Annotated in this window: 18 protein-coding genes; 9 read left to right on the top strand and 9 right to left on the bottom strand. The window is 69.5% G+C overall.

The window, feature by feature from the left end; all coding sequences use genetic code 11:
* Positions 1-45 precede the first annotated feature (45 nt).
* Positions 46-1,584 (bottom strand): PP2C family protein-serine/threonine phosphatase, encoded by a 1,539-nt coding sequence (locus FHR32_RS15340; protein WP_184754925.1) that lies wholly within the window; start codon positions 1,582-1,584, stop codon positions 46-48.
* Between the two features lie 121 nt (positions 1,585-1,705).
* Here FHR32_RS15340 and FHR32_RS15335 point away from each other — a divergent pair, with 121 nt between their 5' ends.
* Positions 1,706-5,884, top strand: coding sequence for a HAMP domain-containing protein (locus FHR32_RS15335; RefSeq protein WP_184754924.1), 4,179 nt, complete (start codon positions 1,706-1,708; stop codon positions 5,882-5,884).
* Between the two features lie 2 nt (positions 5,885-5,886).
* Positions 5,887-6,519 (top strand): response regulator, encoded by a 633-nt coding sequence (locus FHR32_RS15330; protein WP_184756541.1) that lies wholly within the window; start codon positions 5,887-5,889, stop codon positions 6,517-6,519.
* Positions 6,520-6,990: 471 nt separating this feature from the next.
* Here FHR32_RS15330 and FHR32_RS15325 read toward each other — a convergent pair whose 3' ends face one another.
* A complete protein-coding gene (locus FHR32_RS15325; protein ID WP_312882366.1) occupies positions 6,991-7,965 on the bottom strand; it encodes a zinc-binding dehydrogenase in 975 nt (324 codons plus the stop codon).
* Positions 7,966-8,244: 279 nt separating this feature from the next.
* Between FHR32_RS15325 and FHR32_RS15320 the strand changes: the two genes are divergently transcribed.
* On the top strand, positions 8,245-9,183 hold the full coding sequence (locus FHR32_RS15320; RefSeq protein ID WP_184754922.1) for a MerR family transcriptional regulator: 939 nt from the start codon (positions 8,245-8,247) through the stop codon (positions 9,181-9,183).
* 108 nt (positions 9,184-9,291) lie between these two features.
* Here the strand turns inward: FHR32_RS15320 and FHR32_RS15315 are convergent, their stop codons facing one another.
* The 3 genes from FHR32_RS15315 to FHR32_RS15305 are packed head-to-tail and all read right to left on the bottom strand — an operon-like array spanning position 9,292 to position 11,445.
* Positions 9,292-10,170, bottom strand: coding sequence for a haloalkane dehalogenase (locus FHR32_RS15315; protein ID WP_184754921.1), 879 nt, complete (start codon positions 10,168-10,170; stop codon positions 9,292-9,294).
* A gap of 27 nt (positions 10,171-10,197) precedes the next feature.
* Positions 10,198-10,581, bottom strand: coding sequence for a pyridoxamine 5'-phosphate oxidase family protein (locus tag FHR32_RS15310; RefSeq protein ID WP_184754920.1), 384 nt, complete (start codon positions 10,579-10,581; stop codon positions 10,198-10,200).
* A 48-nt stretch (positions 10,582-10,629) separates the two neighbouring features.
* Positions 10,630-11,445 (bottom strand): SDR family oxidoreductase, encoded by an 816-nt coding sequence (locus tag FHR32_RS15305; RefSeq protein WP_184754919.1) that lies wholly within the window; start codon positions 11,443-11,445, stop codon positions 10,630-10,632.
* Between the two features lie 116 nt (positions 11,446-11,561).
* Between FHR32_RS15305 and FHR32_RS15300 the strand changes: the two genes are divergently transcribed.
* A complete protein-coding gene (locus FHR32_RS15300) occupies positions 11,562-11,753 on the top strand; it encodes a hypothetical protein (RefSeq protein WP_246466156.1) in 192 nt (63 codons plus the stop codon).
* Between the two features lie 457 nt (positions 11,754-12,210).
* Here the strand turns inward: FHR32_RS15300 and FHR32_RS15295 are convergent, their stop codons facing one another.
* Both FHR32_RS15295 and FHR32_RS15290 read right to left on the bottom strand, forming a co-directional pair.
* Positions 12,211-13,392, bottom strand: coding sequence for an NYN domain-containing protein (locus FHR32_RS15295; RefSeq protein ID WP_184754918.1), 1,182 nt, complete (start codon positions 13,390-13,392; stop codon positions 12,211-12,213).
* Between the two features lie 245 nt (positions 13,393-13,637).
* A complete protein-coding gene (locus tag FHR32_RS15290) occupies positions 13,638-16,145 on the bottom strand; it encodes a sigma-70 family RNA polymerase sigma factor (protein WP_184754917.1) in 2,508 nt (835 codons plus the stop codon).
* A 240-nt stretch (positions 16,146-16,385) separates the two neighbouring features.
* Between FHR32_RS15290 and pyrE the strand changes: the two genes are divergently transcribed.
* Positions 16,386-16,922, top strand: a complete 537-nt coding sequence (pyrE, locus tag FHR32_RS15285) for an orotate phosphoribosyltransferase (protein ID WP_184754916.1) — start codon at positions 16,386-16,388, stop codon at positions 16,920-16,922.
* Positions 16,923-17,003: 81 nt separating this feature from the next.
* On the opposite strand, the gene FHR32_RS15280 is transcribed toward pyrE, so the two are convergent.
* Together FHR32_RS15280 and FHR32_RS15275 are read right to left on the bottom strand one after the other, a co-directional pair.
* A complete protein-coding gene (locus FHR32_RS15280) occupies positions 17,004-17,189 on the bottom strand; it encodes a hypothetical protein (RefSeq protein WP_184754915.1) in 186 nt (61 codons plus the stop codon).
* A 54-nt stretch (positions 17,190-17,243) separates the two neighbouring features.
* Positions 17,244-17,972, bottom strand: coding sequence for a DedA family protein (locus FHR32_RS15275; RefSeq protein ID WP_184754914.1), 729 nt, complete (start codon positions 17,970-17,972; stop codon positions 17,244-17,246).
* Positions 17,973-18,139: 167 nt separating this feature from the next.
* Here FHR32_RS15275 and fbaA point away from each other — a divergent pair, with 167 nt between their 5' ends.
* The 4 genes from fbaA to FHR32_RS15255 all read left to right on the top strand — a co-directional run bounded on the left by fbaA (position 18,140) and on the right by FHR32_RS15255 (position 22,182).
* Positions 18,140-19,162 carry a class II fructose-bisphosphate aldolase gene (gene fbaA, locus FHR32_RS15270; RefSeq protein WP_184754913.1) on the top strand — a complete coding sequence of 341 codons (1,023 nt, stop codon included), beginning with the start codon at positions 18,140-18,142 and terminating at the stop codon, positions 19,160-19,162.
* Positions 19,163-19,345: 183 nt separating this feature from the next.
* On the top strand, positions 19,346-19,768 hold the full coding sequence (locus tag FHR32_RS15265) for a DUF3151 domain-containing protein (RefSeq protein WP_184754912.1): 423 nt from the start codon (positions 19,346-19,348) through the stop codon (positions 19,766-19,768).
* Between the two features lie 128 nt (positions 19,769-19,896).
* On the top strand, positions 19,897-21,180 hold the full coding sequence (locus tag FHR32_RS15260) for an adenylosuccinate synthase (RefSeq protein ID WP_184754911.1): 1,284 nt from the start codon (positions 19,897-19,899) through the stop codon (positions 21,178-21,180).
* A gap of 87 nt (positions 21,181-21,267) precedes the next feature.
* A complete protein-coding gene (locus FHR32_RS15255) occupies positions 21,268-22,182 on the top strand; it encodes a glycerophosphodiester phosphodiesterase family protein (RefSeq protein WP_184754910.1) in 915 nt (304 codons plus the stop codon).
* Positions 22,183-22,328 lie beyond the last annotated feature (146 nt).

Genomic DNA, 22,328 nt, shown 5'->3' with positions numbered 1-22,328 from the left:
CCACCGTCGCCTGCTGGGGAACGAGATGCGTAACCGACTCCGCCGCTACCGGGCGCGGAGGACCACGATCGCCAGGTCGTCAGCGCTCGGCTCGGAGGCGAAGTCCTGCACGGCCCGGCGGATCCGCTCGGCGACCGCCCTCGCCGACAGTCCCACGCACTCGGCCAGCAGCTTGGCCAGCCCACCGTCGTCGTCGAGCAGCCGGCCGTCCTGGCGCCGCTCGGTCACCCCGTCGGTCACCGCGAGAAGCACGTCGCCCGGGTCGAGGTGGACGAGCTCGGCCTTGAAGGTCGCCTCGGGGAAGACCCCCAGCAGCGACTGGGAGGTCACGACCGTGTCCACGACGCCGGTGGGCCGCAGCCGTATCGCCTCGGGATGACCGGCCGAGACCATCCACACGTCCAACCCGGTCGGCACGGGCTTGATCTCACCGTGCAGCAGGGTCAGGAAGCGCGCTCGCTCCCCCTCGTCCAGGATCGCCTGGTTGAGACGGTCGAGGACGGCCGCCACGCCGTACCCCTCCCTGGCGAGCAGACGCAGGGTGTGGCGGGCCAGGCCGGTGACCGCGGCCGCCTCGGGACCGGTGCCGCAGACGTCGCCGACGGCGAACCGCCAGGAGCCGTCCCCGGCGGCGAAGAGGTCGTAGAAGTCACCGCCGACCTCGTTGGTCTCCCCTGCGGGCTCGTAGACGACGGCGGGATCGAGCCCGGGGATCTCGCCCGGCTCGTTGGGGGGCAGCAGGCTGCGCTGCAGCGCCCGGTTGGCGGCCGCCTGGGTGGCGTAGAGCCGGGCGTTGTCCATGGCAAGGGCCGCGCGACGGCCGATGTCCTCGGCGTACTGGAAGATGTCCTCGGCGAACCGGTCCGGCCGCCCCAGGCACATCGCCCCCAGCGCCCGCCCCCGCGCGAGCAGCGGTATGACGAGCATCTGCGAGTCGCCGAGCTGCATGGAACCGCCGGACTGCGGGATCTGGGCCGTGGCGAGCTCCTCGCGCAGCTCGTCGATGCGCCGCTCGTCGGTGTGCCACAGGTAGGCCGGCCGCTGCGGGCCGCCGTCATCACTCCACGTGTAGACGGCGCACCAGGTGGCCAGCCGGGGCACGACGATCTGCGAGATGATCGCGGGCACCATGTCAGGGTCGAGGGTGCCGGCCAGCAGATCACTGGCGTCGGCGAGGAAGCCCAGCCAGACCGGCCCCCGGCTGTGCCGCTCGGTGGACCACTCCGCCGCCACCCGCTCGGCGGAGCCGGGCAGATGCAGCCGCGCCCAGTGAATGCGGTACTCTCCAGCGAAGGTGACACCCCACTCGTCGACCGGCACGCTGGGAGCGTCGAGGGACAACCCGGGAGCGCCCTTCCGGCGGACCTCGATCTGGACGCCGTTTCCCAGATGGCTCCAGATGACCTCGAACGGCACCTCGGTCACCTGCGCGGCGAACTCCCCCGCCAGCTGCTCGGCCGGGGCGAACAAGGGCATGGCGGCCCAGGCGGTCATCACCTCTCGGGTGAACCGTCTGACGGCGGGGACGGCCGTGTCTCCTGGGGCGAACGTCGCAGCCAGGACGGCTCGGGGAGCATTGGTCATCGTTCCGTGCCTACCACACTTCTTGCGGGCATGGGGTAAATCGAAGGCGGGACTGCGGGTTGCGCACCGTGACAGACTGGGATGACTCGCGGCTGCGCCCCCCGGGAGTCAAGGAGGTCACATGACCACGGCCAACACCGTGCCTGACGTCGAGGAGCGACGTTACAGCGAATCGGAGCTGAAGCCGATTCTTCAGACACTCATCACCTGGCGCGACGGTGACTTCCGCCGCCGGGTGCCGCATGCCCCTCCCGGGATCCTGAGCGAGATCCGTCTGCTGCTCAACGAGGTCGCCGACCGCCGCGAGCACCTCGCCAACGAGCTCCACCGGGTCCGCCGCGAGGTGGTGAAGGAGGGCCGGTTCGGTGAGCGCCTCACCGCGGGGCCAGGCGTAGGGTCCTGGGCGGAGAGCGTCGACTCGGTGAACGCGCTGATCGACGCCCTGGTCGGACCGGTCAGCGGTGCGGCGGACGTGATCGACGCGGTGGCCAAGGGAGACCTGTCCCGGCGGATCGACCTCGACCGGAGCGCGCGGGGCGAGGTGCGCCGCCTCGGCAAGGCGATCAACGGCATGGTCGACCAGCTCTCCCTGTTCACCTCCGAGGTGACGCGGGTGGCGCGCGAGGTCGGCACCGAGGGCCGTCTGGGCGGCCGGGCGAACGTGCGGGGCATGTCGGGGAGCTGGCGCGACCTCACCGAGGCCGTGAACACCATGTCCAGCCGCGTCTCCGCGCAGGTCCGCGACATCGCGCTGGTCACCACGGCGGTCGCCCGGGGCGACCTGAGCCGCAAGGTCACCGTCGACGCGGTCGGTGAGATGTTCGAGCTGAAGAACACCGTCAACACGATGGTCGATCAGCTGTCGGCGTTCGCCGAGGAGGTCACCCGCGTCGCCCGCGAGGTCGGCACCGAGGGCGAGCTCGGCGGTCAGGCCCAGGTGCGCGGGGTCTCCGGCGTCTGGAAGGACCTGACCGACAACGTCAACGTCATGGCGAGCAACCTGACCACCCAGGTCCGGGCGATCGCGGCGGTGTCGACGGCGGTGGCCCAGGGCGACCTGTCCAAGAAGATCACAGCGGACGCGCAGGGGGAGATCCTCCAGCTCAAGGACACCCTCAACACCATGGTCGACCAGCTGTCGATGTTCGCCGACGAGGTCACCCGCGTCGCCCGCGAGGTCGGCACCGAAGGCCAGCTCGGCGGCCAGGCCCGCGTCCGAGGCGTCTCCGGCGTCTGGAAGGACCTGACCGACAACGTCAACTCCATGGCCAACAACCTGACCTACCAGGTCCGCAACATCGCCGAGGTCACCACCGCCGTCGCCACGGGCGACCTGACCCGCAAGATCGACGTGGACGCGCAGGGCGAGATCCTCGCCCTGAAGACCACCATCAACACCATGGTCGACCAGCTGTCCTCCTTCGCCTCCGAGGTGAGCCGGGTGGCCCGCGAGGTCGGCTCCGAGGGCCAGCTCGGCGGTCAGGCCCAGGTGCGCGGCGTCTCCGGCACCTGGAAGGACCTGACCGACAACGTCAACGTCATGGCCAACAACCTGACCACCCAGGTCCGCCAGATCGCGGCCGTGTCCACCGCGGTGGCCCAGGGCAACCTGTCCAAGAAGATCACAGCGGACGCGCAGGGGGAGATCCTCCAGCTCAAGGACACCCTCAACACCATGGTCGACCAGCTGTCGATGTTCGCCGACGAGGTCACCCGCGTCGCCCGCGAGGTCGGCACCGAAGGCCAGCTCGGCGGCCAGGCCCGCGTCCGAGGCGTCTCCGGCGTCTGGAAGGACCTGACCGACAACGTCAACTCCATGGCCAACAACCTGACCTACCAGGTCCGCAACATCGCCGAGGTCACCACCGCCGTCGCCAACGGCAACCTGACCCGCAAGATCGACGTGAACGCGCAGGGCGAGATCCTCGCCCTGAAGACCACCATCAACACCATGGTCGACCAGCTGTCCTCCTTCGCCTCCGAGGTCACCCGCGTCGCCCGCGAGGTCGGCTCCGAAGGCAAACTGGGCGGCCAGGCCCGGGTGGAGGGCGCCGAGGGCATCTGGAAGCGCCTCACCGAGAACGTCAACGAGCTGGCGGGCCGCCTCACCACCCAGGTCCGGGCGATCGCCGAGGTCACCACCGCCGTCGCCCGCGGCGACCTGACCCGCTCGATCACCGTCGACGCCGGGGGTGAGATCGGCGAGCTCAAGGACAACATCAACACGATGGTATCCGTGCTCCGCGACACCACCACCGCCAACCAGGAACAGGACTGGCTGAAGTCCAACCTGGCGCGGATCTCCCGCCTCATGCAGGGCCATCGTGACCTGATGGAGGTCGCCAAGCTCATCATGAGCGAACTGACCCCGCTGGTCTCCGCCCACTACGGTGCCTTCTACCTGGCCGAGCCCGCCGGCGACCACGACCTCTACCTGATCGCCGGGTACGGCGCACGCCCCGGCTCGAAGATCCGTCAGCGCTTCGCGGTCGGCGAGGGGATCGTCGGGCAGGCCGCCTTCGAGGGCAAGCGGATCATCCTGGAGAGCGTCCCCGCGAAATACCTCACCGTGGACAGTGGTCTCAGCTCCTCCGCCCCCGCCCAGATCGTCGTGGTGCCCATCCTGTTCGAGGCCCAGGTCCTGGGCGTCGTGGAGCTGGCCTCGTTCAGTCAGTTCGGCGAGGTCCACCACGACTTCATGACCCAGCTCGTCGAGACCATCGGCGTCACGATGAACACGATCATCGCCAACTCCCGGACCGAGGACCTGCTGACCGAGTCGCAGCGCCTCACCACCGAGCTGCAGGAACGCTCCGACGAGCTCCAGCGCCAGCAGGAGGAGCTCCGTCGCTCCAACGCCGAACTGGAGGACAAGGCGGCGCTGCTGGCGAAGCAGAACCGGGCCATCGAGATCCAGAACTTCCAGATCGAGCAGGCCCGCCGTACGTTGGAGGAGCGTGCCGAGCAGCTCGCGGTCTCCTCGCGCTACAAGTCCGAGTTCCTGGCCAACATGTCCCACGAGCTGCGCACCCCGCTGAACAGCCTGCTGGTGCTGGCCAAACTGCTCACCGAGAACGCCGAGGGCAACCTCACCCTCCAGCAGGTGGAGTTCGCCAGGACCATCCACGGCGCCGGCTCCGCGCTGCTCCAGCTGATCAACGACATCCTCGACCTGTCCAAGGTCGAGGCCGGGCGGATGGACATCCACCCCCAGCAGATCTCCCTGCCCAAGCTCGTCGACTACTTCGAGGCCACCTTCGCGCCACTGGCCCAGGACAAGGGCCTGTCGTTCGCGGTCGAGGTGGACCCCTCGATCCCGCAGGAGCTCCGTACCGACGAGCAGCGCCTCCAGCAGGTGCTGCGCAACCTGCTCTCCAACGCGATCAAATTCACCCCCAAGGGCGAGGTGCGGCTGCGCGTGATCCACGCCCAGCGCTCCGTGGCCTTCGTGGACGACACTCTGCGCGGTGCCGACGGCATCCTGGCCTTCGAGGTGGTCGACACCGGCATCGGCATCGCCGCCGACAAGCTGGAGGTCATCTTCGAGGCGTTCCGCCAGGCGGACGGCACCACCAGCCGCAAGTACGGCGGGACCGGACTGGGCCTGTCCATCTGCCGCGAGATCGCCCGTCTGCTCGGCGGCGAGATCCATGTGCTCAGCGAGGTCGGCCAGGGGAGCACCTTCACCCTCTACCTGCCGCCGTCCTACGCCGGGCCGCTGGCCTCCCGTGACGGCGGGGCGTCCGCGCCGAACTCCTCGCCTCGCAGCCAGACGCTCATCGGGGTGCTGGAGGAGCCCGACGACCTGCCGGAGCTCGCGATGCCGGAGAACCTGCCCGACACGGTCTTCCCCCAGAACGGGGGCCCGCCGTGGAAGGGCGGCGACGACCCGCTCGCCGGAGCCAAAATCCTGATCGTGGACGACGACATCCGTAACGTGTTCGCACTGACCAGCGTGCTCGAACGGTACGGCTCGACCGTGGTCTACGCCGAGAACGGCCGTGAGGGCATCGAGCAACTCGAACGCAACGAGGACGTCGCCCTGGTCCTGATGGACATCATGATGCCCGAGATGGACGGCTGGGCCACCACCTCCGCGATCCGCCGGATGCCCCAGTTCGCCGACCTGCCGATCATTGCGCTTACCGCTAAGGTCATGCAGGGCGACCGGGAGAAGAGCATCGCGTCCGGCGCCTCCGACTATGTGCCCAAGCCCGTGGACGTAGACCGCCTGCTGGAACGCCTGCGCGGCTGGCTCACCCGGGGTAAGGCAGCGAGCGACTCCGACGAAGGGGCGTGATGATGCCGGACCGAGCGAAAATCCTCCTGGTCGACGACCGCGAGGAGAACCTGATCGCGCTCGAGGCCATTCTCAGCTCCCTCGACCTGATCCCCGTCCGGGCCAGGTCGGGTGAGGAGGCGCTCAAAGCGCTGCTGAACACCGAGTTCGCGCTGATCCTGCTGGATGTGCGCATGCCCGGTATGGATGGTTTCGAGACCGCATCCCACATCAAGCGCCGCGAACGCACACGCAACATCCCGATCATCTTTCTGACCGTCATCGACAGCGCTCCCGACTACGCCTTCCGCAGCTACGCCGCCGGTGCCGTCGACTACCTCACCAAGCCGTTCGACCCCTGGGTGCTCCGGGCCAAGGTCGCGGTGTTCGTCGAGCTCTACAACATGAACCGCCGCCTGACCGAACAGGCGTCCATGCTCCGCGACCGCCTCGGCTCCGAGCTTCCCCCGGGCGAGGCGGCCGACCAGGCAGCCGTGCTCCCCGAGCTGTCCAGGCGGCTCAGCGCGGTCGAGGACGAGCTTCTCCGGGTCAGTGAACTGGTTCGCAAGAACAACGACCCGAACCTCTCCGGCCCGCTGTCCGACCTCTCCCACCAACTCAGCCACCTCCGGGCGGGCTTCGACGCGCTCACCTGACCCGGGTCCGGCGTGGTCTTGGCCGGGCCCGGGTCAGGTGAGGAGGTATTTCACTGTTCGCGCTGCGGGTGTTCCGGGGTTTTCGCTGTTCGCGCTGCGGGTGTTCCGGGGTTTTCGCTGTTCGCGCTGCGGTGGGTGGGTGTTCCGGCCGGCCGTCGCAGTTGCCGTCCGGTGTTTCAGGCCTCCGGCCTGGCGGGCGCGGTGGTCGCGCTTTTTTATAAGCCGGCCGGAACACCCACCCACCTCCGCGCCACTCCGTCTCGCCGTACGGCAGGCGGACCGTAGCCGCTCCCTTTCCGGCCGCCCAGCGATCCCGCTGACGCTGAAGCAATCCGTACGGGACCGTTCAGAGCCGGTCGCCGTCGCTGAAGCCTCACTTTCGAAAGGAGCGCAGGGCCGGGCACCGTAAGGCGGATGAACGGATCTCCGGTTCAGCTCACCGGTAACGCGGAGCGTCGAGCGCGCCGACGGTCAAACCGTCAGGAGGGTCTTGCCGGTGACGGCCCGCGCCTCTATCGCGGCGTGTGCGTCGGCGGCGTGCTCCAGCGGGAACGTCTGCCCGATGACCGGCCTGATCCGGCCCGCCGCCGCCTCCGACAGCATCCGCATGGCCCGCTGTCGCGTGCCGGCCCTGAATCCCATCAGCTGTTCGAGCCCGAACACGGTCACGCCCTGCCGCTCCGCGTCTTCCGAGGCGATCACGGTGGCCTCACCGCTGGAGGCGCCGTGGACGGAGAACCGCCCGCCACGCGCCGTCACCTCGAACGCCGCCCGGCCGATCTCCCCGCCCACCCCGTCGAAGACCACGTCGGCCCCGTTGCCCCCGCTCGCCTTCAGCACGCGCTCTGCCCAGCCCGCATGGGAGTAGTCGACGACGGCCTCGGCACCCAGTTCCCGGGCAAGGCGCAGTTTCTGCTCACCACGGGCGGCGCCGATGACCCGTGCGCCGGCTGAATGCGCGAGCTGCACCAGCAGACTGCCGAGGCCGCCGCCGGCCGCCTCGACCAACACCCACTCCCCAGGACGGATCCCGGCGCCCTCGAACAGCCCCGCCGCCGTACTGCCGTCGTGCAGCAGCGCCGCCGCCTCGGGCAGCCCCAAGCCCTCCGGCACCGGGATGAGGTCCTCAGCCGCGGCCACAACCCGTTCCGCGTTGCCACCGCCGCCGGTCGCCGTAGAGGTGACGACGCGCCGGCCGGCCCAGGCGGGATCCACGCCCTCCCCCGTCGAGAGCACCTGGCCGGACACCCCGCCGCCGGGGACGTACGGTGGCTCCGGCAGCGGGGGGCCAGGGGTGATCCCCCGCCGGAGCTGCGTCTCGATGAAGTTGATTTCCGCGACCGAAACACCTACGACGACCTGGCCCGGCCCTGCGACCGGATCCGGCGCCTCTCCCGCCATCAGCACATCGGGGCCCCCGAACCGTGTCACCCGTATCACGCGCACCCTGACACTCCCTGCTGCATCGGATCTCTCCATCTGGGGCATCAGTCTCGTACCTCTACTTAGCTTGAGGTCAAATCACTCGTCGTGAATGAACCAGATGTGGCAGGACCGCCCTGACCAGAGGATCGGCAAGCAGAGATCCTCTCGAGTGAGGCTTCAGGCTTGCCAGGGTCGCCGTCCGCGAGGAGGAACCGTCAAGGCTTGTGGATGAGGAGTGGCTTGCCGCTGGCAGGGGGATGGGCTTGAGTCTCCCGTAAGGGGAGGCGCGAGGGTGAGGACATGGACGGCGACACGCTCTACTCGATCGGTGATCTGGCCCGGCGGACCGGACTGACGGTCAAAGCCATCCGGTTCTACTCCGACTGCGGGATCGTGCCGCCGACCGACCGCAGCCCGGCCGGCTACCGCCTCTACGGCATCGACGCCGTCGCACGCTTGGACCTCGTGCGGACGCTGCGCGACCTGGGACTGGACCTCCCCACGATCCGGAAGGTCGTGGACCGGGAGATCTCGCTTCCCGAGGTCGCCGCAGCGCACGCCGAAGCACTGGCGGTGCAGATCCGAACGCTGCGCCTGCGACGCGCGGTGCTGACGGCGGTGGTCAAGCGCGGGTCCACCCCTGAGGAGATGGATCTCATGCACAAGCTGGCCAAGCTCTCCGAGGACGAACGCCGACGTCTGGTCGGCGATTTCCTCGACACCGCCTTCGGCGGACTGGGCTCCGACGCCGGATTCGTAGGGGTCATGCGCTCGATGACCCCCGAACTGCCCGACAACCCCGAGGCCGAGCAGGTCGAGGCGTGGGTGGAGTTGGCCGAACTCTCCCAGGACCCGGGTTTTCGCTCCGGCATGCGGCGCATGGCTGAGCAGCACGCGGCCGAGCATGCCCAGGGCAACACCACGGGCCCGCGCCGCGACGCTGCCGCAATGGTCCGTGACCAGGCCAGCCCGGCCCTGGCAGCCGGCATCGATCCGGCCTCGCCCCAGGCGGAACCGGTCGTCGCGGCGGTCATGGCTCAATACGCGCACGTCGTCGGCCGCCCCGACGACGTCGGTCTTCGGCGCCGGCTGTTGACGCGGCTGGAGACCGTGAACGACCCTCGCAGGGAGCTGTACCTTCAACTGCTCGCAGTGATCAACGGCTGGCCGGCCCCGGAAAGTCTGGCGCCGGTGCTCGACTGGTTCATCCAGGCCTTGCGTGCCCGGATACCGGGGTAGCGGGCGCCGGCGCGGTGCACCGCGCCGGGTACGGCGTTCCTGGCCGCTCCGATCCGGGTAGAGGGCCGTCAAGTCCGCGGTCCTCATCCTGATCGGACTCATCTCCTGTCAGGTCTGGCCATACGAGCGCAGGGCGTGCTTGTCCGCCCAGGCCGCGATGGAGGCGGCGATAACCTCGGGCTGATCCTCGGGAGTGTGGTGGCCGGCGGTCAGCGGGTGCCTGTCGATTTCGAGGCCGGCGATGCTGGCGGCGCACCAGTCGATGATTGCGGGACCCATCATCGTCCCGGGACCGGGCTCGAAGGTGAGGAGCAGCTTGGGCACCTCGGTGCTGGCCGCCAGCCACTCGTCATAGAACTCGATCCTGGCCACCACGTCGGCCGGTTCCCCGCCCAGGGGCATCGCCTGCGGCCATCGCAGCAGCGGTCTGCGGCTGTCCCGGGTTGGGTAGGGCCTGCGGTAGGTTTCGAGGTCCTCCTCGCTGAGGCGAGTGGCGACGGTGCCGGGCAGCGCCTGTTCGATGAACGCGTTCTCGTCCAGGATCATGGCCTCACCCACCCCGGGTGTTTTGATCGCCTCGAACAGGGAGCGACCCCCTTCGGGGAACTCCTGCCAGGACATCGGCTTCACGATCGTCTCGGTGAAGGCGACGCCGCGCACCCGCGCGGGATGGCGGGCGGCCCAGTCGAAGGCGAGGGCGCCGCCCCAGTCGTGTCCGATCAGCACGACGTCATCGAGTTCGAGCGCGTCGAACCAGGCGTCCAGGTAGCGGGCATGGTCGTCGAAGGTATAGGCGATGTCCGGCTTGCCCGACTCGCCCATTCCGATCAGGTCCGGTGCCAGACGCCTGCCGGGTTCTCCTACGGCGGGCAGGATGTGCCGCCACAAGTACGACGAGGTCGGGTTACCGTGCAGGAAGACCATCGGCACTCCGGTGCCGACCTCCCGGTAGAAGATCGTCGAGTCGAGAACGTGCTGGATAGGCATGGCAGGACTTTCTGTGTCGAAGGTGAATCAGCTGTTGAGGTTCATCACGCGGTCCACCGCGATCTCGATGACGACCCGGCCGGGCGGATCGGGCGGCGGCGAGGAGTAGCGCCTGGTGTAGCGGCGCACCCCTTCGGCCATCCGCCGTAGATCGTCTGAGACGGTGGCGGTGCCTTCCAGCGTGATCCAGCGGAAGCCCGCCACCTGGCAGAGCGCGGCGCGACCGCCCGGGGCGGCCAGGAGATTGCGGGCCTTGCGCGAGGAGGCGACCGTCATGACCCTGGCCATCCCGGCCTGGCCGTCCCAGGTGAAGCGCACGGCCACCACGTGTGGTGAGCCGTCAGGCCGGAAGGTGGTCAGCGTGGCCAGGTGCGGCTCGGACAGGAATGCCTCCGCCGAGGCTGACAACATCGCGCTCTTGCCTCCTTGCCCAGGCGGTGGCGGTCGGTTCTGGACGGCTCACCGGAAGGCCGCGATGTTGCGCGCCGCCCATGCGGCGAAGGTACGGGGCGCGCGACCGAGGATCTGCTCGACGTGCGGGCTGACCTCCTGCTCGGCGGGCATCGGCTCGCCCAGGATGGCGAGGGTGCCCTCCACCACCGGCTCGGGCATGAACTGCAGCATCTGCGCCCGCGCTTCGGCCCGGCTCTGCTCGACGAACCGCACCGGCGCTCCCAGCGCCTCGCCGATCACCGCAGCCCGCTGGCGCGGGGTGATCGGGGCCGGGCCGGTGAGTTCGTACGTGTGGCCGGCGTGAGTGTCCTCGCGCAGGACGGCGGCCGCGACCTCTGCGATGTCGGAGGGATCGATGGACGGCAGGGCGACGTCGCCGAACGGCGTGGCGATCATCCGTTGCGAGCGGACGGTCTGCGCCCACGCGAACGCGTTGGAGTGGAAGCCTCCCGGTCGCAGGATCGTCCAGTCCGCACTCGCCTGCTGGAGGGCGTCTTCGAAGGCTCGGGGGTGAGCGTAGGCCTCGGGCCGGGTCCCGGCGCCCTGGGACGACAACAGGACCACCCGCCCGACCCCACCGGCCTTGGCGACCTCGAGGATGCCCTGCGGGTCCTGCCCGGCGACCAGGAGGAACAGCGCGTCGGCCCCGTCGAGCACCGGCTTGAGGCTCTCGGGTTCGCTCAGGTCGACCTGCCGGTGCGTCACACCCTGCGGCACCTGAGAAGCCGTTCGGGAAACGGCCGTCACCCGCTCACCGGCCGTAGCCAGCGCCTGCACCAGCGAGCGTCCCACGTTCCCGGTTGCTCCCGTTACCACGATCATGACTTGCTCCATTCGTGTCAGCAGACCCTCGATCACTCGATCGAGTTAGTTAGTCAACTGACTCAGAAAGGACCTTAGCCGGTCGAGGATCTGGTTGTCTACACACTTTAAGTGAGATGACTGACTCAACGAAGAGCGGCCGCAGTGGTCCGATCGCGGCCCGGCCGGGCAAGCGGGAGCGGCTGGTGGCCGCTTACCAGGGCATCTCGCTACTCACCGACACCTTCCGCGATCCCGACCTCATGACCAGCCAGATCCGCCGCTTGGAGGAGTGGATCGACCAGCAGGTGGATGACGAGCAGCCCTGAATGGAGGGGACTCCTACTGTGCCCGGCCCTGCGCTCCTTTCGAAAGTGAGGCTTCAGCGGCGGCGACCGGCCCTGAACGGCCCCGTACGGATTGCTTCAGCGTCAGCGAGATCGATGGACGGCCCGAGAGCAAGCGGCTACGGCCCGCACGCCGTACGGCGAGACGGAGTGGCGCGGAGGTGGGTGGGTGTTCCGGCCGGCTTGTAAAAAAGCGCGACCACCGCGCCCGCCAGGCCGGAGGCCTGAAACACCGGACGGCGACTGCGACGGCCGGCCGGAACACCCACCCACCGCAGCGCGAACAGCGAAAACCCCGGAACACCCGCAGCACGGACACCGAAACCCCGGAACATCCACAGCGCGAACACCGACAGCTCGGAACACCCGCAGCACCGACCAGCCCGCAGAGACGCCCACCCACCGTCCCGGCCCGGAGACCGCCAGACCGCGCGGCAACCTAGCGTCGAGCGCGCTCCAGGGCGTCCCAGAAGCCTCGACGGAGGGCGTGGCGGACCTCGTCATGGAGGAGGAAGTCGATCGGCAGAGAGGAGCCCTGGAGAAGGCGGGCCTCCAGATCGGAGGGCATGCGGGGTTTACGGGCGAGCACGGCCTCCAGCCACAGGGCGGGAGCGTCCTTGGCAACGGACTCACCGAAGTCGTAGCCCTCCTTGTGAGCGGCCTTCACGGCGTCGGAGAGCGTGGTCGTGCTGCTGTTGGACATGCTCTGAACCGGCACGGGAGCCGCCTGTGGACCGGTGTAGACGCCGAGCTGGCCGGGCTGGTAGCTGGGCATGCTGCCGGTGTTGCCCGGGGTGTACTGCGGGGTGGCCGGCAGCGGGCCGGTCGGGCCGTTGGGGGTCGGGGGTGGCGGAGCCGGTGCCTGCTGCGGAGCCGGGGCCTGTTGCTGCGGGGCCGGTGCCGGTGGGGGCTCGTGGTTGTAGCTCGGATAGGACGGCAGAGCAGGCTGGGAAGGCGCGGGATTGACGCGCAGAGCCTGCGGGGCGACGTGTGAGGCGCCATTGTTGCTGACGGCGGGAGAAGCCACGACCTGGCCGTTGCCGGTCGGCTGATGGCCGTTGCCCGAGGGAGGCGTGTCCACGGCCCCGCCGGTCAGGCTGACGTACGGGCGCAGGTGGCCGCCGCCGATCTCGATCAGGTCGTCACATTCCTGACGGAGCGAACGGGACACCGCCCAGCTGCCGTCGGCGGCGATGTGCACGACGGTGACGCGGATACCGAGGTCCTGGGCGTCGCAGACGACCTGTGCCAGGTCCTCGTCGCCACTGACCACCACCGCGTCGCAGACCGCGCTGTTGCGGGCCAGCGTCATGAGGTCGCGGTGGACCTGGGCGTCCACCCCCTCGCGGCGTCCCGGACGGATGCGTGACAGCCTGAGCTTGAGACCGGGGATGTCGGCGAGCGCGTCGTGCTCGGCGGTGCGGCGGCCCTCGACACTCGCCTCGTACCAGTAGCAGCGCAGCAGCGGCAGCCCGGTGCGCTCCTTGGACAGGTTGCTGAGCAGTTTGAGCAACCCCGGGTAGTCCCAGGAGACCGCCTCACGATGGCGAGTCCCATGTACGGCCATCGCGCCGTCGGCCAGCAGGTAGCCTGCGTCCACGAACAGCGCGCAGCGATCCACGCGACACCGCCCTTCCTACGTGGCCCGCCCCTTCGGCTCAGACAAGCCTGAAAGACCCCTGAGAGACCAGCCAGACGGCCCTTCCTCAGGGTAATCAAGCAACTGATCGTCCGAGGGTGAATCCCGACGATTCGACCTGCGCCTGACCATACGCCGGAGTGTTCACGCAGACCGTACCAGTTCGTCCCGTTCTTGAAGCCGTACGGTTTGACCGTACCGGCCCCGGGCCTTTACCGACATCCCACTCACAGACGGGCCACGACCCGCACCGCCGCCACCCCGAAAAGCAGGACGTCCTGGTCGGTGCTCACCTTGAGGACCGGATCGCGGCCCAGGGCGGCCTGGAAATCGTCCACATCTGTGCCGAAGGTCATGCCCATGCCCTCCGCTCCTGCCGCGGACCCGTCAAAGGGGTTGCCCGCGTCCCGGTCGCCGCCGCTCGGCCGGAGCGGGTGGCCGCCGAGTGTGACCTGGTCCCCCCGCTCGGCGGCGTCGCCCTCCCAGGTCACCAGGTGTATCCGTGCGGGTGCGGCGGTGGGCGTCAGCCCGTCGAGGGGGATCCACGCCGGTCCGCGCTCGCGGTCCACCACGGTGACGGTGTCGACGACGACGGCATGGCTGTACGGCTGGTGCGGATCGGCCGCGATGACCACCAGACTCCATCCGGCGTGCCGGGAGAGGCCGGGCGTCAGCGAGGCGTCAGCCGCCCAGTAGGTCCCGTGGAGCGTGCTCATCAGCCGCGTCACGTCGGCGAACGCCTGGTACCCCACGCCGACGGGCAGTTCCCTCTCCACCACCCGTTCAGCCTTCACCTGCCGGTATTCCTGATCTCCCGGCGCCTTGAACCTGATCAGCCCGTCGGCGGGCGCGCTGGCCGACCAGTAGAGTCCGGCCCAGACGACTTTGCTCGTCCTCGGCAGGGTCAGCCGTGCCGCGCTCGAACTCCTCGTCGACGCATCCCGGTCTTGGTCGAGGGGGCTCATCTCCCACAGGTCGTTGTCGCGGCGGTCGCCCTCGCGGGCCCGGGCGGCCTGACACGCGGGGTCGGTGGACCCGCAGTCCAGGAGGGTGTTCCCGATCGCGGCGGTGATCACTTGTCCGTCGGTGGCGAACCGGGCGGGAGCCCCGACGGCCCGGACCCCCGTCCGTGACCTGGCCGTCACCCCACCCCCCGCGCTGGAGACACGGACCGAGGGCGCCGCCCCCTCAGCCGCTGTCGGGGAGACGAGGACGCGGAGGAAGATCGCCGTGGCCCGGCCGGCTGCCAGCGGTCTCCGGGAGCACCGCGCACCTCCGGTACCGGCGCGGCATGCCCAGCCGTCGACCGTGCCGACCGGCTTGACCTCGGCGACCGCCCACCCCCGGTGTGCCGCAGCGGGCACCGTCACCCCGTCCGGGAGGTCGACATCGGCGACGAGTTCCCCGCTCTCCCCGTCCCCGGCATTGCGCAGCCGTACCGCGACGATGCCAGCCTCGGAGCGGACCAGCGCGCCGAGCGCGGCGATTCTGGCGATCAGGCGCGGCGCGGGCACCGGGCTCTGTCTCTGGCGGAGGATCGGCGCGACGGTCTGAGGCCTGTGCGGCCGTCCCGGCTCCGCATACGGGGACGGCGGATCCTGTGACGAGGGGTCGAGGGCGGCGGCGATCGGCGCCGCCCCCGGATCCGACGCGCCCTGCACGGTCGGCACGGTCGGTGCGCTCGGCCTGCTCGACCTGGCCGGCGCGGTCGACGTGGTCGGTGCGCTCGGCCTGCTCGGCGCGCTCGGCACGCTCGGCGCGGCCGGCGCGGCCGGCGCGGTCGGTGCACTCGGCACGCTCGGCGCGGTCGGCGCAGCCGGTGTGGCCGGCATCTCCTGGGCCGTGATCAGGACGAGGGCGGCCGCCAGGACGACCGCGCCGACCGCCGCACCGGTCACGAGGGCCTGCCGACGAGGTTGGGGCGCCTGGCGCCACCAGTTGAACAGCCCACCCGTGCCGGCCGTGGCCGCCCTGTCCAGTCCCGCGAGATAACCGGTGAGCGCGGGGCCTGCGATGAGGGGACCGACGATGACGCGTAGCTCCTGGTTGGCGTCGACGAGCTCCAGGAAGGCGTTGTGGCAGTCGGCACAGCCGTCCATGTGCTCGTCCAGATCCTGGCCGTCCTCCCTGGTCAGGCCGCCCCGCGCGTAGGCGGCCATCTTGTCCAGCACCGGGAGGCATCCTCTCCGGGGAAGCCCTTCAAGATGGATCCGCAGGTAGGCCTGGCGCCAGCCTTCCCTGGCCATGTAGGCCAGCGCGACGACCCCGTTGGTCGTCAGGCCCAGCAGGGGGGCGACCGCGGCGGGCCGGGCCCCCTCTACTCCCGTGTGCCACAGGACGAGCTGCCACCGCTCGGGCAGGGACAGAAAGGCTCTGACCACCGGTGAGCGCTCCAGACCGGTGAGCGCGGGGTCGACGAAGGGCACCTCCGTCTCTCCCGCGACCGCCTGCCCGCCCTCTCCCTGCGTCCAGTCGTGGACGGTACGGCGGAGCATGGTGAGCAGGTAGGGCCGGAATGCCTCCGTGGGACCGTCCCCATGCCTGACGAGGGCGAGGATCCTGCTGAACGTCTCCGCCACGACCTCCTCGACCTCGGTGGCGCTCCGCAGGAGGCAGCGGGCGAGGATCCGAGCCGCCGGTGCGTGCCGTTCGTACAGCCAGCCGTAGGCCTCCGTGCTTCCGTACCGGGCCTCGGCCAGCAGCTCAGCATCGCCTTGAGATGTTTTCGTACCCATTGTTACCCCACGATTACCCAGAGTTGCCTGCCGGATAATTCCACAGTCGGAGGTATGACTAACCCGAGATCGCGTCTTTGCGCCCGACGGACCGGCGCGGGAGGGTGCCACGACGGCACGGGCCGGGACGTTCCGGGCCTCTCCGCGTCCGGGGCCGGGCGCCCTCCGAAGGCGACGGCGAGAGAGGGCGGATGACGGCCGGGCCCCGGGCGCTGTCGCGTCCGCCCTAATCTTGTTGCCATGAGCGATCGTGAGAACCTGCTGGCGGAGATCAAGGGCAAGGGCGTCGTGCACGGCAAGGTGGTGCTGTCTTCCGGCAAGGAGGCGGACTTCTACGTGGACCTGCGCCGGGTGACCCTGGACGGGCGGGCGGCGCCTCTGGTGGGCCGGGTCATGCTGGACCTCACCGAGGACCTGGACTACGAGGCGGTCGGCGGGCTCACCCTGGGGGCCGACCCGGTGGCGACCGCCATGCTGCACGCGGCGGCGGCGCGGGGCCGGGAGCTCGACGCGTTCGTGGTCCGCAAGACGCAGAAGGCTCACGGGATGCAGCGCAGGATCGAAGGGCCGGACGTGACGGGACGGCGGGTGCTGGCGGTGGAGGACACCTCCACGACCGGCGGGTCCCCGCTGACCGCCGTGGAGGCGCTGCGGGAGGCCGGCGCCGAGGTCGTGGCGGTGGCCACGATCGTGGATCGGGGGGCGGCCTCCGCGATCGCCGCGGCCGGCCTGCCGTACCGGACCGCCTACAGCCTCCAGGACCTCGGCCTGGTCTGAGGTCTTCCGGCGGCGGTCAGCCGCGGGAGGCGGTGAACTCCTGACGCTCCCCGGCCTTGCCCGGGGGGCGGACGGCGCCGTTCACCTTGACGCGGCGGAAGGGGTGGTGGAGGCAGACGGGGGCGGCGCGGTGGGCTCCGAGGCCGAGCCGAGCACGCCGGCCAGCGAGAGGATGCCGACCACGATCAGGGCAACCAGAACGAGCACCGCCAGCCCTGCGAGCACGAGGCGGGCGACACCCATCGGGTCGGACCTGTGGCGTCCCACACAATGGAGGTTAGCCGCCGGTGAGGGTGCCCTACGACCTGGGGCGGGGTTCGATCACAGCTGGCCGTCGCCGCTTGACGGGCCGGTGGGTGCGCCGCGGTGGTGCTTGCCCTGCGGCCGCGGAACGGTGGTGGAGGCGTCACCCTTGCGGCTCTTCATGAACTCCCTGATGATCGGGATGATCGAGAGCAAGATGATCACGAGGGCGCCCGGCAGGATGTATTTGTCGATGTCGGGCACCGCCGAACCGACCAGGCGGCCGAAGAGCAGCATCCCGTCGGTCCAGATGATGCCTCCGACGCAGTTCCACAGGAAGAACCGCTTGCGGTCCATGCCGAGCATGCCCGCGACCGGGTTGAGGAACGTGCGGACGATCGGGATGAACCGGGCGAGCACCACGGCCTTGGAGGGGCCGAACCTGCCGAAGTAGTACTCCGCCTTGTCGACGTACTCCTGCTTGAAGATCTTGGAGTTGGGCCGCTCGAACAACTTGCGGCCATAGGTGGCGCCCAGGTGGTGGCCCAGCTGGGCTCCGACGATGGCGCAGATCGGGGCGAGGACCAGCAGCAGCGGGAGCGACAACGGGCTGAGGCCGGGGATGGCCGCGGCCGCCTCGGCGGTACTGAAGATGCCCGCCGCGACGAGCAGCGAGTCACCCGGCAGGAAGAAGCCGAGCAGCAGCCCGGTCTCGGCGAAGATGATCCCGAGGACACCCACAGTGGCGAACGGGCCGAGCAGGCCGAGCCACCACTTGGGGTCGAGGAGATTGTGCAGAAGGTCCATCAGCGTGAAGCCTACCGGCGATGGGGACCCCAGGCCGAGAGATTGCACCGGCAGAAGTGGTGACGGAGCTATCCGGCCGGGAAGGAACCCGGAATACTGGCCGACGGGCTATGTCGTCAGGAGTCCCGCGCCAGCCGCTCACAGCCGTCTCTAGGGAGATGACACCGATGCCTATCGCGACCCCAGAGGTCTACGCCGAGATGCTCGATCGGGCCAAGGCGAACGAATTCGCCTATCCGGCGATCAATGTTACCTCGTCCCAGACGCTCAACGCCGCGCTAAGAGGGTTCGCCGAGGCTGAGAGCGACGGCATCGTCCAGGTGTCGACCGGCGGAGCCGAGTTCCTGTCCGGCAGCACCGTCAAGGACATGGTGACCGGCGCGACGGCTCTGGCGGAGTACGCCCGCGTCGTCGCGGCCAAATACCCCGTGACGGTCGCGCTGCACACCGACCACTGTCCGAAGGACAAGCTCGACGGCTTCGTCCGCCCTTTGATCGACATCTCGCTTGAGCGGGTGGCGCGCGGCCAGGACCCGCTGTTCCAGTCGCACATGTGGGACGGCTCCGCCGTACCTCTGGAGGAGAACCTCCAGATCGCCGGGGAGCTCCTGGAGAAGTGCGCCCGCGCCAAGATCATCCTGGAAGTGGAGATCGGCGTGGTCGGCGGCGAGGAGGACGGCGTCGTCGGTGAGATCAACGAGAAGCTCTACACCACCGCCGACGACGCCCTCGCGACCGCCGAGGCGCTGGGACTCGGGGAGCGGGGCCGCTACATGCTCGCGGCGACCTTCGGCAACGTGCACGGCGTCTACAAGCCGGGACACGTCAAGCTCCGCCCGAGTGTGCTGAAGGAGATCCAGGAGGCGGTGGGCGCGAAGTACGGCAAGGAGAAGCCCTTCGACCTCGTCTTCCACGGCGGCTCCGGCTCGCTGCTGGAGGAGATCCACGAGGCCATCTCCTACGGCGTGGTGAAGATGAACATCGACACCGACACGCAGTACGCCTTCACCCGCCCGATCGCCGACCACATGTTCAAGAACTACGACGGCGTGCTCAAGGTGGACGGCGACGTGGGCAACAAGAAGGCCTACGACCCCCGCTCGTACGGCAAGGCCGCCGAGACCTCGATGGCGGACCGGGTCGTCGAGGCGTGCCGGCACCTGAAGTCGGCCGGCACCAGGCTCACCTGATCCGAGTCCCGGCCGCCTGTCCCCGGACCGTCTTCCGGGGGCAGGCGGCCGGGAACGGCCGCCGTCATCTCGCCGCTCCCGGCGGGAGAGACGGCGGCCAGACCTTGACCGTCTGAAACAGCCCGGCGATAAGAGCGGAGCGACTCCCCTGCCGGGCAAACTCAGCAAGTACGCTCACTAGCCATGACGGAATCGCACGAGAACCTCCTCGCCGGCCCGCCGCCCACCCGGCTGCCTGACCTTCCCGAGGCCCGAGAGGCACTGGAATCCAGCGCCCAGGCATCCGATGTCGCCGCACGCTTCCCGGGCTACCCCGCCGCCTGGGCCGCGCTCGCGGACGAATACTTCGCGAACGGACACGCCGTGACGTCGTACGCGTTCGCCCGCACCGGCTATCACCGCGGTCTCGACCAGCTGCGCCGTGCGGGATGGAAGGGACACGGCCCGATCCCCTGGGAACACGAGCCCAACCGCGGTTTCCTGCGCTGCCTCCACGCACTGGCCCGCGCCGCCCAGGCCATCGGGGAGAAGGACGAGGCCGAACGCTGCTTCCAGTTCCTGAAGGACTCCAGCGCCGAGGCCGCTGAGGAGCTGATCGGCCGCTGAACTGCCGGGATCTCTCTCCCGGGGGGCGGGAGATCCCCCATATGTCACTCGGTCGGGTATTCTCTCCACGCAAGAGCCCCTGTCGCGATTGCGTCAGGGGTTTTCGTTTTTGTGGTGGGAGACTAACGATGCCGGCTGTCGTTCTCGTGGGTGCCCAGTGGGGCGATGAGGGCAAGGGTAAGGCGACCGACCTACTTGGCGACAAGGTCGACTACGTCGTCAGATACCAGGGCGGAAACAATGCGGGCCACACGGTCGTCATCGGCGACCAGAAGTACGCGTTGCACCTGCTTCCGACCGGCGTGCTGTCTCCGAACGTCGTACCGGTGATCGGCAACGGCGTCGTCATCGACCCGGGCGTGCTGCTGAGCGAGATCGACGGCCTGGCGGCCCGCGGGGTCTCCTCCGAGCGCCTGCTGATCTCGGCCAACGCGCACCTGATCATGCCCCACCACAAGGCCCTCGACAAGGTCAGCGAGCGCTACCTCGGCAAGGCCAAGATCGGCACCACCGGCCGGGGTATCGGCCCCGCCTACGGTGACAAGATCTACCGGATGGGTGTGCGCGTCCAGGACCTGCTGGACCCGGGCATCCTGCGCAAGAAGATCGAGGTCGCCCTCAACGAGAAGAACCAGATCCTCACCAAGATCTACAACCGCCGGGCGATCGAGGCGGAGAAGGTGCTGGAGGAGTATCTCGGCTACGCCGAGCGCCTCACGCCGCACATCGCCGACACCGCGCTGATCCTGAACAAGGCCCTGGACGCGGACAAGGTCGTGCTGCTGGAGGGCGGTCAGGGCAACCTGCTCGACATCGACCACGGCACCTACCCGTTCGTCACCTCCTCCTCTCCGACGAGTGGCGGCGCCTGCTCCGGCTCCGGCATCCCGCCGACCCGGCTGACCGGTGTGATCGGCATCCTCAAGGCCTACACCACCCGTGTCGGCTCCGGCCCGTTCCCGACCGAGCTCACCGACGAGATGGGCGACTGGCTGCGCACCACCGGTGGTGAGTACGGCGTGACCACCGGCCGCAACCGCCGTTGCGGCTGGTTCGACGCGGTGATCGCCCGCTATGCCAGCCGGGTCAACGGCATCACCGACTTCTTCCTCACCAAGCTCGACGTGCTGTCCGGTCTGGAGAAGATCCCGGTCTGCGTCGCCTACGAGGTGGACGGCGTCCGCCATGACGAGATCCCGATGACCCAGACCGACTTCCACCACGCCAAGCCGGTGTACGAGGAGTTCCCCGGCTGGCAGGAGGACATCTCCGGCGCCACGTCCTTCGAGGACCTGCCCGCCAACGCGCGGGCGTATGTGAAGGCCCTGGAGGAGATGAGCGGCGCCCGGATCTCCGCCGTCGGCGTCGGTCCCGGCCGCACCCAGACGCTCCAGATCCACTCGATGATCTAGATTCCTCCCCGTACGGCTCGCGTCTGTTGTCTTCCGGGGGCGAGCCGTACCGAGAGATCGGGACACCGGGTCGGTAAGGTCCCTTCCGTGCATGCCGAGATTCATGGTCACCGCGGAGCCCGCGGGCTCCGCCCGGAGAACACCCTGCCCGGCTTCGCCCACGCCCTCGAACTGGGTGTCGACGCGCTGGAGCTCGATGTCGCGCTGACGGCCGACCGCCGGCTGGTCCTCACCCACGACCTCACGGTGTCGGCGGTGACGAGCGCCGACACCCGGCCGGTCCGTCACGGCGATCCGCTCTTCCCTTACGTGGGCAGGCCCGTCGGTGAGCTCACCCTGGCGCAGTTGCGCACCCTTGAGTGCGGGATACGGCTGCCGCGCCATCCCGAGGACCGTTTCGCCGGGACCCAGACGCCGATGCCCAACACCCGGATGCCCACCCTCGGAGCGGTGCTGGGGCTGGTGGACGCCTACGGCGCCGACGGCGTGCGGCTGCACGTGGAGCTCAAGTCCGATCCGACGAGGCCGGAGCTCAGCGCCGACCCGCGCGAGTTCACCGAGATGGTGATCGCCGAGCTCGACCGGCATCACCGGCTCGGCGGGGCGGCGATCCTCAGCTTCGACTGGCGGATTCTCGACATCGCCCGCTCCCTGTCCCCCGCGACCCAGCGGTACGCCCTGATCGAGCGCGCCACCATGGACAGCGCGTGGCTGAACGGCCTGCGACTTGAGGACTTCGACGGCGACCTTCCCGCCGCCGCCGTGGCGGCCGGGGGCACCACCCTGTCTCCGGATCATGTCCTGATGGAGGAGGAGCTGGCGCGCCGGGCCGAGAAGGCCGAGCTGCCGCTGGTCCCCTGGACCGTCAACGCGCCCGAGCGGGCCGCCGAGCTGCTGGACCTCGGGGTGGCCGGGGTGGTCACCGACTACCCCGACCGGATGCGCGCGCTCTGGGCCGACCGGGGGATGCGCGTCCCCGCGCCCGCCACCCCCATGCGCTGAGCGCGGGACGGGGAACAGCCCCGGAGTCTCCGTGAGCCTCTCCGCCCACCTGCCCCGGGTACAGGGCGTTTTCCCCATGGAGAGCGTGGTCGGCTGGAGAGCGTGGTCGGCGCCGCACGCGGTGAGGAGAAGTCGATGTCCGGGCT

This window comes from Streptosporangium album (assembly GCF_014203795.1).
Lineage (GTDB): Bacteria > Actinomycetota > Actinomycetes > Streptosporangiales > Streptosporangiaceae > Streptosporangium > Streptosporangium album.
Note: the sequence above shows the minus strand (reverse complement) of the source record. Positions and strands in the feature narration are given on the sequence as shown.

Excerpts from the sequence above, each read along its gene's own strand:
- FHR32_RS15315 (WP_184754921.1), bottom strand. The coding sequence starts at position 10,170 with ATGCCTATCCAGCACGTTCTCGACTCGACGATCTTCTACCGGGAGGTC.
- FHR32_RS15265 (WP_184754912.1), top strand. The coding sequence starts at position 19,346 with ATGACGGAATCGCACGAGAACCTCCTCGCCGGCCCGCCGCCCACCCGG.
- FHR32_RS15275 (WP_184754914.1), bottom strand. The coding sequence starts at position 17,972 with ATGGACCTTCTGCACAATCTCCTCGACCCCAAGTGGTGGCTCGGCCTG.
- pyrE (WP_184754916.1), top strand. The coding sequence starts at position 16,386 with ATGAGCGATCGTGAGAACCTGCTGGCGGAGATCAAGGGCAAGGGCGTC.
- FHR32_RS15310 (WP_184754920.1), bottom strand. The coding sequence starts at position 10,581 with ATGTTGTCAGCCTCGGCGGAGGCATTCCTGTCCGAGCCGCACCTGGCC.
- FHR32_RS15330 (WP_184756541.1), top strand. The coding sequence starts at position 5,887 with ATGCCGGACCGAGCGAAAATCCTCCTGGTCGACGACCGCGAGGAGAAC.
- fbaA (WP_184754913.1), top strand. The coding sequence starts at position 18,140 with ATGCCTATCGCGACCCCAGAGGTCTACGCCGAGATGCTCGATCGGGCC.
- FHR32_RS15260 (WP_184754911.1), top strand. The coding sequence starts at position 19,897 with ATGCCGGCTGTCGTTCTCGTGGGTGCCCAGTGGGGCGATGAGGGCAAG.
- FHR32_RS15290 (WP_184754917.1), bottom strand. The coding sequence starts at position 16,145 with ATGGGTACGAAAACATCTCAAGGCGATGCTGAGCTGCTGGCCGAGGCC.
- FHR32_RS15335 (WP_184754924.1), top strand. The coding sequence starts at position 1,706 with ATGACCACGGCCAACACCGTGCCTGACGTCGAGGAGCGACGTTACAGC.
- FHR32_RS15305 (WP_184754919.1), bottom strand. The coding sequence starts at position 11,445 with ATGATCGTGGTAACGGGAGCAACCGGGAACGTGGGACGCTCGCTGGTG.
- FHR32_RS15320 (WP_184754922.1), top strand. The coding sequence starts at position 8,245 with ATGGACGGCGACACGCTCTACTCGATCGGTGATCTGGCCCGGCGGACC.
- FHR32_RS15340 (WP_184754925.1), bottom strand. The coding sequence starts at position 1,584 with ATGACCAATGCTCCCCGAGCCGTCCTGGCTGCGACGTTCGCCCCAGGA.
- FHR32_RS15300 (WP_246466156.1), top strand. The coding sequence starts at position 11,562 with ATGACTGACTCAACGAAGAGCGGCCGCAGTGGTCCGATCGCGGCCCGG.